General features: G+C 69.5%; 10 protein-coding genes and 1 pseudogene. 4 read left to right on the forward strand and 7 right to left on the reverse strand.

The genetic code is table 11. From position 1 onward, the window contains the following. Positions 1–37: 37 nt before the first annotated feature. On the forward strand, positions 38–1027 hold the full coding sequence (locus PMI12_RS16460; protein WP_007834615.1) for a sialic acid TRAP transporter substrate-binding protein SiaP: 990 nt from the start codon (positions 38–40) through the stop codon (positions 1025–1027). Positions 1028–1037: 10 nt separating this feature from the next. Here PMI12_RS16460 and PMI12_RS16465 read toward each other — a convergent pair whose 3' ends face one another. From PMI12_RS16465 to PMI12_RS16480, 4 genes are all read right to left on the reverse strand, one after another. Further along, on the reverse strand, positions 1038–2453 hold the full coding sequence (locus tag PMI12_RS16465; RefSeq protein WP_007834616.1) for a GTPase/DUF3482 domain-containing protein: 1416 nt from the start codon (positions 2451–2453) through the stop codon (positions 1038–1040). After that, complete coding sequence (locus PMI12_RS16470; RefSeq protein WP_007834622.1) at positions 2450–3856, reverse strand: DUF2868 domain-containing protein; 1407 nt, start codon at positions 3854–3856, stop codon at positions 2450–2452. Before PMI12_RS16470 ends, PMI12_RS16465 begins: the two co-directional genes overlap by 4 nt. A gap of 403 nt (positions 3857–4259) precedes the next feature. Further along, positions 4260–6116: an ABC transporter ATP-binding protein gene (locus tag PMI12_RS16475; protein ID WP_007834625.1), complete on the reverse strand. Its 1857-nt coding sequence runs from the start codon at positions 6114–6116 to the stop codon at positions 4260–4262. Positions 6117–6137: 21 nt separating this feature from the next. Beyond that, positions 6138–7082: a LysR family transcriptional regulator gene (locus PMI12_RS16480; RefSeq protein WP_007834626.1), complete on the reverse strand. Its 945-nt coding sequence runs from the start codon at positions 7080–7082 to the stop codon at positions 6138–6140. Between the two features lie 101 nt (positions 7083–7183). Here PMI12_RS16480 and PMI12_RS16485 point away from each other — a divergent pair, with 101 nt between their 5' ends. After that, on the forward strand, positions 7184–8011 hold the full coding sequence (locus PMI12_RS16485) for a DODA-type extradiol aromatic ring-opening family dioxygenase (RefSeq protein ID WP_007834628.1): 828 nt from the start codon (positions 7184–7186) through the stop codon (positions 8009–8011). Between the two features lie 4 nt (positions 8012–8015). Here PMI12_RS16485 and PMI12_RS16490 read toward each other — a convergent pair whose 3' ends face one another. Beyond that, positions 8016–9473 (reverse strand): glycosyltransferase family 2 protein, encoded by a 1458-nt coding sequence (locus tag PMI12_RS16490; protein ID WP_007834630.1) that lies wholly within the window; start codon positions 9471–9473, stop codon positions 8016–8018. A gap of 136 nt (positions 9474–9609) precedes the next feature. Between PMI12_RS16490 and PMI12_RS16495 the strand changes: the two genes are divergently transcribed. After that, complete coding sequence (locus PMI12_RS16495; protein WP_007834631.1) at positions 9610–10170, forward strand: cytochrome b; 561 nt, start codon at positions 9610–9612, stop codon at positions 10168–10170. Further along, positions 10167–11024 (forward strand): alpha/beta fold hydrolase, encoded by an 858-nt coding sequence (locus tag PMI12_RS16500; RefSeq protein WP_007834632.1) that lies wholly within the window; start codon positions 10167–10169, stop codon positions 11022–11024. The genes PMI12_RS16495 and PMI12_RS16500 overlap by 4 nt, the downstream gene beginning before the upstream one ends. 7 nt (positions 11025–11031) lie before the next feature. On the opposite strand, the gene PMI12_RS16505 is transcribed toward PMI12_RS16500, so the two are convergent. Together PMI12_RS16505 and PMI12_RS16510 are read right to left on the reverse strand one after the other, a co-directional pair. Next, positions 11032–12042 (reverse strand): Bug family tripartite tricarboxylate transporter substrate binding protein, encoded by a 1011-nt coding sequence (locus tag PMI12_RS16505; protein ID WP_007834634.1) that lies wholly within the window; start codon positions 12040–12042, stop codon positions 11032–11034. Continuing rightward, a pseudogene (locus PMI12_RS16510) lies at positions 12039–13034 on the reverse strand (Bug family tripartite tricarboxylate transporter substrate binding protein). The gene PMI12_RS16505 and the pseudogene PMI12_RS16510 overlap by 4 nt, the downstream one beginning before the upstream one ends. Positions 13035–13087: the final 53 nt, after the last annotated feature.

Consider the following 13087-nt stretch of genomic DNA (forward strand, 5'->3'; position numbering starts at 1 on the left):
TGCACTGGTTTTGCCTTTTCTCATCGAGGGAGAGTTCATGAAAAGCTTCTTGCCGTGGCACCGGGCGGGCGTGCTGCTGATGGCATTGGGTGGCGTCATCGCTGTCCACGCCCAGGCCCAGGTGCTGCAATTCAAGTGGGGCCATGTCTACGAGCCCGCGAGCATCTTCCACCAGCAGGCGGAGCTGGCGGCGCGCAAGATCGCCGAGCAGTCCGATGGCAAGATCAAGATCGAGGTCATTCCCTCCTCCAGGCTGGGGCAGGAGGGCGACTTTCCGCTGATGCTGGCGAACGACTCGGTGCAGATCGCCTACGTCGGGCAAGCCACGCTGGCCGAGGGCTATCCGCCGCTGAGCCTGGGAACCTACCCCTTCGCCTTCAAGGACCTCGACCACATGCGCAGGTACCTGGCGAGTCCGCTGTTGGCCGAGCTGATGAAGGGCTACAACGAGAAGAGCGGCAACCGCATGGTGGCCTCGGTGTACTACGGCGCGCGGCAGGTCACGTCGGCAAAGCCGCTGTCCAGGCCCGAGGACTTCCGCGACCTGCGCCTGTACGTGCCCGCCGCCGCGGCCTACCAGCTGTTCGCCACCGCGCTCGACGCCAAGCCGGTGACGCTGCCTTTCATGAGCCTCTACGGCTCGCTCAAGAAGAACGAGGTGGAGGCGCAGGAAAACCCGCTCGACATCGTCAAGTCGAAGAAGCTCTACGAAGTCCAGAAATACGTGCTGCTGACGGGGCACGTCTACGACACGCTGGGCATCGTCATCGGCAAGGCCGCCTGGGCGAAGCTCGCGCCGCCCCAGCAGGCGATGGTCGAGAAGGTGCTCGCGGAAACCGCGAAGTGGACCAATGTGGGCGTGATCGCCGGCGAGCTCGAGGACGAGAAGTTCCTGCGCGACAAGGGTATGACCGTGTCGCCGGCCAACCGGCAGCTGTTCCTGGAGCGGATCGCGAAGCGGTCGACGCCCGAGCAGATGGGCGCGCGGCCGGGCGACTACGCGCGCCTGCAGGCGCTGGTGAACTGACGAGGCGGTTTCAGGCGGCTTCGAAGGCACGCAGCAGCGCGTGCGAGAGGTCGGCCACGAGTGCTTCGCGCTGGGGAGAAGGGCGCCAGAACGCGCGGCTGGCCACGCCCGTGGCTTCCCATTCGGGATGGTTGCGCGCCGGCTGCACGCCGCGCACCGCGGCCGCGGCGGCACGCGTGGGGGCATCGCCGTTCTCGGGCGCATCGGCGGCGATGCGCTGCGTGGCCGCGTGGCCGCGCTGCTCGAGGGCCTGCGTGAGCTTGAGCTGCCATGCGGCCAGCGTGAACAGCACGCCGTCTTCCACCGTGAGTTCGTGCACGTCGCGCAGCTTGTTGGCCAGCTTGCGCCCGAGCGGCCCCAAGCCCTGCGACACCGCACCGCCGATGGCGCCGCCCAGCGCCGCACCCGCACCGAGCGAGATGCCGGCCACCGCCAGGTCGGCCACCACGCCCACGGCCGCGCCGATGACCGCGCCCTTGCCGAGCCGCAGGCCCGCGTCCTTCATGGCTTCGGGGCTGAAGAAGTCGAGCGTCCAGCGGCCTTCGATCATCGGCAGCGGTGCCTCGTCGGCGTCGCCCTGGCGGAAGCCGTAGAGCGCGAGCAGGTCGTCGGTGCAGCGCTGGGCCTTGTCGAATACCGCCTTCTGCAGCGCCTCGACGAGCGCCTGGCGGCGTGCCGCGTCGGCGAACTCGGTGGACGACACCGTGCGGCGCACCGCGGCCGCATCGACGAGCAGGCCGGCGATGCGCGTGCAGGCGGACTGGCGGCGCCGGGCCGCCTCGGCGTCCAGCGCATCGACCACGGCGCGCAGCAGGTCGCGGCGCTCGCGCAGCAGCGTGGCGAGGTCGTTGTACAGGTCTTGTTCGGCGCCGACGAAGGGGGCCGCCGCGTCGAAGCGCACCTGCACGTGCAGGCCATAGGCCGAGAGCAGTTCCTTCCACGCCGTTTCGCGGCTGGCGGCATCGCGCACGAAATTCAGCACCGGCAGCACGGGGCGCGCACAGGAGTTGAGCAGTTCGATCTCGTCGCGGAACTTGGGCAGCACCGGCTCGCGCACGTCGATGACCAGGAAGGCCGCGTCGATGTCGAGCATGGTGCGCAGCACCTTGGCCTCCTGCTCGAACACGCCATGGGCTTCGGGACCCTGCAGGAACCGGCGGATGCGCTCGGGGGGCGTGGCCTGCTGGTCGAATCCGGCCAGGTGCTCGCGCAGCGCGACCGCGTCTTCCAGGCCTGGCGTGTCGAAGAAGCGCACGGCGGCTGCGCCATCCACGTCGAGGTCGACCGATTCGACATGGCGCGTGGTGCCGGGGCGCTGCGACACCTCGCCGAAGCCGACGCGGCGCGTGAGCGTGCGCAGCAGCGAGGTCTTGCCCGCGTTGGTGTGGCCGACGACGGCGATGCGGATGGGCGGTTGCGGCGTCACGGTGCGGCGACCCCGTCCTGCAAGGAGACGTCCAGGCGGTCGGCGGCGGTTACGCGCTCCAGGCCGGTGTCGCGCAGCCAGTCGAGCCAGCGCTGCGTGGCGCCGGCATGCGGCGCATCGGCCAGCCAGATTCGGCACTCGCCGCAATGCGCGAGCAGCTCGCGCAGGAAGCGCTCGGTGCCGCGATCGGGGCTCGATGCGGCGTGGCAGACCAGCAGCACGGTACGCGGATGGACGTGGGCCAACTGGTCGAGCAGGGCGCGGCGCGCGGGGGCGCTGCCGTCGATGCGCTGCACCTGCGTCGCGATGCCGGCGGGCAGGGCGGCTGGGGGCCAGGGCATGTCGGGCGGCAGTTCGAAGCCGACGACGAAGAGCGCGTCATGCAGTTCCGAGGCCGGCAGGCCCGTGGGCAGCGCACCGCGCGTGCGGCCCGGGTCGGCATCGACGATGGCCGCCGGGGCCATCGCGGCGAAGCGGGCCAGCAGCTTGCGGTAGTAGGGCTCGCTCCAGTCGGGCTGCAGCGCCTTGCGGCGGCTGCGCCACACGGCCGCGCTCCACAGCACGAGCACCACGCGCGGCAGCAGCCCGTAGACCACGATGCAGCCGGTAAGCCACAGCGCCCAGGCGCGTTGGCCGCCGGCGTTTGCGGCACCGGGTGCCGCGGCCAGCACGGCGGTGGCATCGGGCACGGGAAAGCCGAGCCGCGCCGGCGCCCAGCCCAGCGCCTGCACGGCCCGCACGAAGAATGCCGGCTCGAGGATCGTCGTCTCCCAGCTCAGCGTGTAGCTGCGGAACGCGAGCGCGAACAGCATCGCGGCCAGTACCACGGCGAACGACAGCGACCAGATGCCGTGGCTCACGAGCCCGAAGGCCCATGGCAGCAACTTCGCGCGGGACAGCAGCCCGGTGGCCGCACGCACCAGCAGCGGCGCCTGGCCGCGCCTGCCGCCGGCCACGCGGGCGGTGAGCGACAGCCAGATCCAGCCGAGCGATGCGGTACTGAAGGAAACGAAGGGCACCCACAGGCCCACGAGCCAGAGCAGCAGCGTGAGCACATGCAGGCCCAGCAGGCTCGCGAGCGCGACGATCACGTTGATGTGGCGCTCGCCGCCGCCGACCACGTTGCCCGCCAGCCCGAGGCCGGCCGCAACGATCAGCGCCACCAGCGCGAGCAGCACCCAAGGGGCCCAATGGCGGGCGCGTGCGAGTTCAGCCTGCAGGCCGATGCGTTCGCCGAGCCGGAGTGCGCGTTCGACGATCTGCCCGTGGGCATCGGCTGTGTGCGAGGCTGCGGTGCGCAGGGCTTGCGCATCGTCGAGCGGACCGGCCTGCTCGGTCCATCGGATGGCCTCGGTGATCACCGCGTCCGGAAAAGCAGTTTCGCGCAGCGCGGTGTTGGTCAACAGGGTCCCTTCGCAGCCAATCGGTCATCGCCCCGCCGGGTGCGGGGGGCGCGCGAATTATGCCCGGCGCATCAGGGACGGCCACGAAGGAAACGGGGCCGCAAGCGGCCCCGTTCTGCATGTCGCGGGAGGCGATGGCGCGTGCCCGGTCTCAGCGAAGGCCGAAGAACGAAAGCACGGCTACGACCACCACGATCAGACCGACGATGTAAATGATGGAATTCACGCGAGGACTCCTCTGTGTTGAGACGGGTCCAGCATTGCGCCGCCTGCGTGGCACCACTGTCGGCAGGGGGCGGCGTGTGCTGTAGGCGCGGGTGAAGCACCGCCCGGAGGTTTCCCCGGGGGCTCGTGGCGGCTCGCCTCATTTGTGACGATTGTTTGCAGGCGCAACCGGTGCCGTTCAGGCGCGCATCGCCTCGTCTTCCTCGAGGTTGTCGCCCAGGAAGCCACCGCTCTGGTGCGCCCACAGCCGCGCATACAGCCCGCCCTGCGCCATCAGCGTGCGGTGGTCGCCTTCTTCCACCACGCGGCCCTCGTCGAGCACGATCAGGCGGTCCATGGCCGCGATGGTCGACAGCCGGTGCGCGATCGCGATCACGGTCTTGCCCTCCATCAGCGCGTAGAGGCTTTGCTGGATGGCGGCCTCGACTTCGGAGTCGAGCGCGCTGGTGGCTTCGTCGAGCAGAAGGATCGGCGCGTCCTTCAGCATCACGCGCGCAATGGCCACGCGCTGGCGCTGGCCGCCCGAGAGCTTCACGCCGCGCTCGCCGACGTGCGCCTCGTAGCCGCGCCGTCCGGTTGCGTCGCCGAGCGTCTGGATGAATTCGTGCGCCTCGGCCCGCTTCGCCGCCGCCTCGATCTGTGCGTGCGTGGCGTCGGGCCGCCCGTAGGCGATGTTGTCGGCCACCGAGCGGTGCATCAGCGAGGTGTCCTGCGTGACCATGCCGATGTGGCTGCGCAGCGAGTCCTGCGTGACGTGCGCGATGTCCTGCCCGTCGATCAGGATGCGGCCGCTCTCCAGGTCATGGAAGCGCAGCAGCAGGTTCACCAGCGTCGACTTGCCCGCGCCCGAACGGCCCACCAGGCCGATCTTCTCGCCGGGCTTCACCGTCAGATTCAGGTCGTCGATCACGCGGCGGCCTGCATCGGCATAGCGGAAGCTCGCGCGCTCGAAGCGCACCTCGCCGCGCGGGACTTCCAGGGTCTTGGCACCGGGCGCGTCGAGCACGGTGCGCGGGCGCGACAGCGTCTTCATGCCGTCCTGCACCGTGCCGATGTTCTCGAACAGGCTGGTCATCTCCCACATGATCCAGTGCGACATGCCCTGCAGCCGCAGCGCCATCGCCGTGGCCGCGGCCACCGCACCCACGCCCACCGCGCCGTGCGACCACAGCCACAGCGCCGTCCCTGCCATGCCGGCGGTGAGGCCCATGCTCAGCGTGTGGTTGACGATCTCGAAGGCGCTCACGAGGCGCATCTGGCCGTAGCCCGTGTGCATGAATTCGCGCATCGCGTCGCGCGCGAAGCCGGCCTCGCGCTGCGTGTGCGAGAACAGCTTGACGGTCGCGATGTTGGTGTAGGCGTCGGTCACGCGGCCTGTCATGAGCGCGCGGGCGTCGGCCTGCGCCTTGCCGATCTTGCCCAGGCGCGGCACGAAGTACACGAGCGAGCCGATGTAAAGCGCCAGCCAGATCAGGAAGGGCCATGCCAGTTGCGCGTCGAGCACGCCCACCAGCAGGATCATGGTGGCCACGTACACGCCCATGGCCACCAGCACGTCGGCCAGCACGAAGATGGTGTCGCGCACGGCCAGTGCGGTCTGCATCACCTTGGCCGTGATGCGGCCGGCGAACTCGTCCTGGTAGAAGGCCATGCTCTGGCCCAGCATCAGCCGGTGGAAGTTCCAGCGCAGGCGCATCGGCAGGTTCACCGCGAGCGTCTGGTGCTTCACGATGGTCTGCAGTGCGACCACGCCGATGCTGATCACCAGGAACGCGGCCAGCCACATGAGCGTGGTGCCGCGTTCTTCCCAGAGGCGCGAAGGCTCGAGCCCGCCGAGCCAGTCGACGATGCGCCCGAGGATCGCGAACAGCGCCGCCTCGAAGATCGACATGACGGCGGTGAGCGCGCCCATCGCGGCGATCTTGCCGCGCACGCCGTGCGTGCAGGCCCAGAGAAAGGCCACGAAGCCCTGCGGCGGCAACGCAGGTTCGGCTGCAGGGTAGGGGTGAAGGAGTTTTTCGAAGAGGCGGAACAAGGAAACAGTCTCCCGGAGAACTCAGGACTTTAGCCGCGCAGGCATGACCTTGCCCCGCAAAGGTGCGCTCCGCGGCGCATCCCTGCCGAGCCGCTCACCCAGGAAGTCGATGAAAGTACGCAGCTTGGGCGACATGTACTGCCGGCTCGTGTACACCGCGAACAGCGTGACGGGCGCGGCTTCGAACTCCGGCAGCAGCCGCACCAGCCGGCCCTGTGCGATGTCCTCGTCGATCAGCCACAGCGGCAAGAAGGCGACGCCCATGTCCGCGCGCACCGCGTGCAGCGTGAGCGTGGTGTCGTCGGAACGCATGGCCGGCGCCAGCCGCAGCGCAAACATCCGTCCGCCCGGCCCCTTGAGCGCGAGGTTCTCCAGGTTCACGTAGCTCGGCACGATGGCGCCGAGCTTCGCCAGGTCGGCCGGCAGCGCGGGAGCGCCGCCTATGCGCTCCAGGCAGGCCGGCGTGCCCGCGAGGTAGAAAGGCACGCGGCACAGCGGCCGGGCGATCAGCGCGGGCGAGGGCTCCTGCGTGGCGCGCAAGGCGAGGTCGTAGCCGTCGGCGGCGAGATCGACCTTGCGGTTCTCCAGATGCATGTCGACCAGCACCTCGGGGTATTTCTCGCGATAGTCGGCCAGCACCCGTGCGAAGCCCGGCGTGGCGCACCACACGGGCGCGCTCACCTTGAGCTGGCCGCGCGGCGCGTCGTGGGCCTGGCCGATGGCGGCTTCGGCCGCATCGAGCAGGTCGAGGGCGCGGTGGCTCTGCTCGTACCAGGCGGTGCCGGCCTCGGTCAGGCTCAGGTGACGGCTGGAGCGATGCAGCAGCCGCGCCCCGAGCGACTTCTCGAGCTGTGCCACGTGCTTGCTGGCCATCGGCGGCGACAGGCCCAGCCGCTCGGCCGCGGCCACGAAACTGCCGGCCTCGACGACTTCGCGGAACACACGCAGGCTGGTCATCCGGTCCATGGCAATCTTTCCTGTGGAGAACTGATTCGATGCATCGTAGCCTGTCGATTTCCTTGCAGGAAATGTCTACAGTCGATGCAAAGCCTTCAAGGAGCATCGACTTGACCCACGACAACGCCAGCGCTTCATCGCGCCTGCCCACCTACTTCATCTCGCACGGCGGCGGCCCCTGGCCCTGGATGAAAAAGGAAATGGGCCCGACCTACGACCAGCTCGCCGCCTCGCTGGCCGACATGCCGCGCCAGATAGGCCGCACGCCCAGCGCCATCCTGATGGTGTCGGCGCACTGGGAGGCGCCCGTCTTCACGGTGCAAGGCAACCCGAAGCCGCCGATGATCTACGACTACGGCGGCTTTCCGGCCCACACCTACGAAGTGCACTACGACTCGCCCGGTTCGCCCGAACTCGCGCAGCGCGTGCAGTCGCTGATCGCCGCGGCGGGCCTGCCGGTGCAGATCGACCCCGAGCGCGGCTACGACCACGGCATGTTCTCGCCGATGGCCGCGATGTACCCGAAGGCCGACGTGCCGGTGGTGCAGCTGTCGTTGCGCCGCGGGCTCGACCCTGCCGAGCACCTGGCGCTGGGCCGCGCGCTCGCGCCGCTGCGCGACGAGAACGTGCTGATCGTCGGCAGCGGCCTGAGCTATCACAACCTGCGCAACTTCGGGCCGCAGGCGCACGGCGTGTCGAAGGCTTTCGACGACTGGCTCGACGACGCGGTGGTGCAGGGCGCGCCGGCCGGGCGCAGCGCCCGACTGATCGACTGGGCTTCAGCCCCGGCGGCACGCATGGCGCATCCGCGCGAAGAGCACCTGATTCCACTCATGGTGGCCGTCGGTGCGGCAGAGGGCGAGGCCGGCGAGCGCGTGTACCACGAGGATGCCTTCATGGGCGGCCTGGTGGTGTCGAGCTTTCGTTTCGGCGCCTGAGGCTTCAGCCCCGCCGCACGCCCTCGGCATCCACCAGCCCGACGCGCGTCTGCCGGCCCCAGGTGCCGCGCCCGGTCAGGAACATCCACCAGCCCCAGGCCGCGCCCGTGTGGCGCAGTATCTGGAAGGTGAAGGGCTCGACCAGCGCGGCCAGGAAGGCCTGCACCATGTTGGCTTCGCTGACGTGGCCTATCCAGCGCCGGTACAGGAACACCGACCACAGGTGGAAGACGAGGTCGAGCACGATCTTCGCGCCGATCACGCCGGCCACCGGCGCGAGCACGCCGAAGTTGCCGCGCACCAGATACACCAGCAGCAGCCCGAAGGCCGCAAGGCCGTAGAGCGGCTGCAGCGTGTCGATGGCCTTCACCGGCAGCATCGCAACGCCGAGCCAGCCATAGCGCCGGTCGCCAACCATGGCGCGGTACCAGAACTGCGTCTGCAGGAAGCCGCCGAACCAGCGGCGGCGCTGTCGCAGGAAGGCGCCCGTGCTGCTGGGCGCGTCGGTGTGGGCCTGCGCGTCGCCCAGCACGCGCACCTTCCATGGCAGGCCGTGGGCCTGGGCGTGGCGATGAAGGCGGTGGATGAGCTCGTAGTCTTCCACCAGGCAGTCCGTGTCGAAGCCGCCCACGGCGCGCACAGCGCCGGTGCGAAAGCCGGCGAAGGCGCCCGAGATCAGCAGCAGCCCGTTGACGCGCATCCACGCGTAGCGCGAGAGGAAGTTGCGGATGTACTCGTAGGTCTGGAACCACTGGAAGCAGCGCCCGGCCAGCGTGCGGCTGCACACCGGAATGATGACGCCGGTGGCGGCCACGAGGTTGGGCTCTTCGGAGAACGCCCGGCGCACGGCGCCGATGGCCTGGCTGTCGAGCAGCGTGTCGCCATCGACCGTGAGCACGGTGTCGGTGTCGATACACAGGATGGCCGCGTTCAGCGCGACCGCCTTGCCGCCATGCGGCAGGCGCAACCAGAAAAGAGAAGGATGCGTCGTGCTGGGCGCGCTCAACTCGCCCGGGGCCGGCGCGACGAGCCCGTAGCGCGTGGTCAGCAGCTCGGCCGTGCCGTCGGTCGAACCATCGTCGGCGATCACGATGCGGTCGGGCAGGTCGGTCTGGCCGAGCAGGGCGGCCAGCGTCACAGGCAGCACGGCGGCCTCGTTGTGCGAGGCGACGATCACGCCCAGCGTGTCGCGCCGGGTCGCGCTTGCGACAGCGGGCAGGGGGCGCGGCCGCAGGATCGGCAGCGTCATCCACGCCACGAACAGCAGCAGTACCGTGTCGTACAGCACATAGGCCACGCCCACCGACCATGCGGCGACGTTGCCGAACTTGAAGGCCATGGCGAAGAGCAGCGCCCACAGCACGAGCACGCCGCCGTGTATGAGCCAGCTTCGCAGCGGAGTATTGGGGGGCGACAGGCGCGGCGATGCGGCCGCGAAGGCGCGTTGGAGAGAATCGTTCAAGTGAAGGTGCCCCGGGCGACAGTCGGTCGTTCGTCGATACGCAAAAACTCGGCCTGCGGTTTCGAAAATCCCGGGCAAAGCCGGGACAATCGCACGCGCCTTCGAATGAGTCGCCTCACGCCCGAAAATTCCCCGCATGCTCGCACAAACCCGCTACACCCGAACCGCCATCGTGCTGCACTGGCTGGTCGCGGTGCTCATGATCGCCAACATCGTCCTGATCCTGCTGGTCGACCATTACCCCGACGACTGGGTGCGCCCGGCCGTCGACACCCACAAGTCGATCGGCATCACCGTGCTGGGCCTCGTGATCCTGCGGCTCCTCTGGCGCGCCACGCATAAACCGCCACCCATGCCGGGCTCGTACGGTGCGCTCGAACGGTTCGCGGCGCATGCGGCCCATGGCGCGCTGTACCTGGTGATGGTTTTGCTGCCGCTGTCGGGCTGGATGCACGACTCGGCCTGGAAGGACGCGGCCACCCACCCGATGCAGCTCTTCGGCCTGTTCGAATGGCCGCGCATCGGCTGGATCATGGCCATCGAGCCGGCCGTGAAGGAAACCTGGCACACCGTGCTGGGCGGCGTGCACGCCTGGGCGGGCTATGTGCTGTACGTGCTCTTCGGGCTGCACGTGCTGGGTGCGCTCAAGCACCAGTTCCTCGATGGCGAGGCCGAACTCCAGCGGATGCTGCCATGACGACACCGCAGACCGGGGCACGCGACCTCATCACGCGCATCGACGCGCTCTCCACCCGCCACGACCCGGTGCACGAGGGCGTGCGCGTGCGCTGGCGCCGCTTCGGCACCGACGCGACGAAGCCCCCGCTGGTGCTGCTGCACGGCGGCCACGGTAGCTGGATGCATTGGCTGCGCAATGCCGAGGCGCTCTCGGCCGGCCGCACGCTCTGGCTGCCCGACATGCCGGGTTTCAACGAATCCGATGCGCCGCCCCGCGTGGCGCCGGGCGAAGACCCGCTGCAGCCGCTGCTGGCCGCGCTCGGCGGCACGCTCGACCAGCTCATCGGTGCGGGCACCGTCATCGACCTCGGCGGCTTCTCCTTCGGCGGGCTGACGGCCGCGCGCTTCGGCGCCGGGCGCGGCGCGGTCCGCCGGCTCGCGCTGATCGGCAGCGGCGGTCACGGCACGCTGCGGCGCATGACGGCGCAGATGATCAACTGGCGCGCCGCCCCCGATCGCGAGGCAGAACGCGCCGCGTTGCTGCACAACCTGGCGGCGCTGATGCTGCACGATGCCTCGGCCATCGACGAGCTGGCTTTTGCCATCCACGACATCTCCTGCCATGGCACGCGCTTTCGCAGCAAGGAGGTGTCGCAGTCGGGCGGGCTGCAGCAGGCGATCGGCACCATGAGCGTGCCGACGCTGCTGCTGTGGGGCGAGTTCGACGTCACGGCAGATCCGCGCCCGCTGGTGGCGCAATTGGCCTCGGAAGGGCCGGCGCGCGAAGGCGTGGTGATCGACGGCGCCGGGCACTGGGCGCAGTACGAGCGCGCCGACGAGGTCAACGCGCGGCTCGTGGAGTTCTTCCGCTGAGCCTGACTTACTGGGGCTGCTTCACCAGCCCCAGCTTGCGGATGATGTCGCCCCACTGGTCGTAGGTCGCGCGCGTCAGGTCGGCCAGCTGCTTCGGGCTCGACGACTCGGCCTCGTAGGCGCCCTGGCGGAAGAAGTCGCGCGTGGCCGGCATCGCCAGCACCTGCGCCAGCGCGGCGTTGAGCTTCTCGACCACCGGCGCCGGCATGCGCGCCGGCCCGTAGAAGCCCAGCCAGCTCGGCATGTCGACACCGCTCACGCCCTGTTCGCCCATGGTGGGCACGTCGGGCAGCATCGGGCTGCGCCTGGGCGCGGCCACCGCGAGCATGCGCACCTTGCCGGTGGCGGTGTTCTGGATGGCGTTGGGCGCGGCGTCGAAGTAGTACTGCACGCGGCCTGCTAGAAAGTCCTTGGCCGCGTCGGCGCCGCCCTTGTACGGCACATGCACCACGTCCAGCCCGGCCTGCCGCGCGAAGGCTTCGCCGTAGATGTGCGAGGAGGTGCCGGTGCCGAAGGAGGCATAGCTCATCTTCCCCGGGTTGGCCTTGATGTACGCCACCAGCTCCTGCACCGTGCGCGCCGGCACGCTCGCGTGCACGGTCAGCACCAGCGGGCCGCGCGCGCCGAGCGATATCGGCGTCAGGTCCTTGAACGGGTCGTAGCGCACCTGCGCCAGCGTCTGCGGGTTCTGCGCCACCACGGAGGAGGGCGCGTACATGAAGGTGTAGCCGTCGGGCGCGGCGCGGATCACTTCCTCGGTCGCGAGGATGAAACTCGCGCCCGGCCGGTTCTCCACGATCACCGGCGTCTGCAGCACCTCGCCGAGCTTGTTGGCGACGAAGCGCGCCTGCGCGTCCGAGGCGCCGCCGGCCGCCAGGCCCAGCACGATGCGGATGGTGCGGCCCTTGTCCGGAAAGGGCGCGGCGGCATGCGCAAGCAGCGGAGGCATGGCCGCGCCGAGCGCGAGCCAGGCGGCAACGCGGCGGCGGCGAAGAGAAGAAACAGGCCCGCCGCTCATTGCTTGACGAACCCCACCTGCTGCACCATCGCGCCCCAGCTGTCGTAGGTCGAGCGCGTGATGCTGGCGAATTCTGCCGGCGTGGTCGAGCCGGCCTCGTAGCCGCCGCTGCGGTAGAACTCGCGCACCTGCGGCATCGCCAGCACCTTCGCCAGCGCGGTGTTGAGCTTCTCGACCACTGGCGCCGGCATGCGTGCCGGCCCGTAGAAGCCCAGCCAGCTCGGCAGATCGAGCCCGGCCTAGCCCTGCTCGGCGAAGGTGGGTACATCGGGCAGCGCGGCAATGCGCGCATTGGCCGCCACCGCGAGGATCTTCACCTTGCCGGTGGAGGCGGTGATGATGGCCGAGGAGGCGGAGTCGAACATGTACTGCACGCGCCCGCCGATCAGGTCCTTCGCCGCGTCGGAGCCGCCCTTGTACGGGATGTGCACCGCGTCGATGCCGGTCTTCTTCACGAAGGCCTCGCCGTAGATGTGCGAGGAGGTGCCCGCGCCGAAGGAGGCGTAGCTCACCTTGTCGGGGTGCGCCTTCACGTAGGCCACCAGTTCCTTCACGTTGTTCACCGGCACGCTGGTGCTCAGCGACAGCACCAGCGGCCCGCGCCCGCCCATCGAGATGGCGGTGAAGTCCTTGAATGGGTCGTAGGGCACCTGCGCGAAGGTGTGCGGGTTCTGCGCCATGGTGGACGAGGGCGCGTACAGCAGCGTGTAGCCGTCGGGCTGGGCGCGCGACACCTCGTTGGCCGCCAGCATGGTGCTGGCGCCGGGCTTGTTGTCGACGATCACGCTGGTGTCGAGCACCTCGCCGAGCTTCTGCGCAACGATGCGCGCCTGCGCGTCGGTGCCGCCGCCGGCCGTGAAGCCCACGACGATTCGGATGGGTTTGCCGCGCACCGGGAAGTCTTGCGCGAGCGCCAGTGGCGCGAGGCCCAGCAGGGCCGCGGCGCCGAGGGCCGAGCCGAAGGCACGGCGGGTGCCGTGTGGTTTTCTCATCGATGTCTCCGTTGGATTGCTTTTTTAATATTGATCTTGAAATCCATAAAAAT

Source organism: Variovorax sp. CF313, from assembly GCF_000282635.1.
Classification (GTDB): domain Bacteria; phylum Pseudomonadota; class Gammaproteobacteria; order Burkholderiales; family Burkholderiaceae_C; genus Variovorax.

Bases quoted from the DNA above. Each gene is read 5' to 3' on its own strand.
- PMI12_RS16460 (WP_007834615.1), top strand. From the start codon at position 38: ATGAAAAGCTTCTTGCCGTGGCACCGGGCGGGCGTGCTGCTGATGGCA.
- PMI12_RS16480 (WP_007834626.1), bottom strand. From the start codon at position 7,082: ATGGACCGGATGACCAGCCTGCGTGTGTTCCGCGAAGTCGTCGAGGCC.
- PMI12_RS16495 (WP_007834631.1), top strand. From the start codon at position 9,610: ATGCTCGCACAAACCCGCTACACCCGAACCGCCATCGTGCTGCACTGG.
- PMI12_RS16500 (WP_007834632.1), top strand. From the start codon at position 10,167: ATGACGACACCGCAGACCGGGGCACGCGACCTCATCACGCGCATCGAC.
- PMI12_RS16505 (WP_007834634.1), bottom strand. From the start codon at position 12,042: ATGAGCGGCGGGCCTGTTTCTTCTCTTCGCCGCCGCCGCGTTGCCGCC.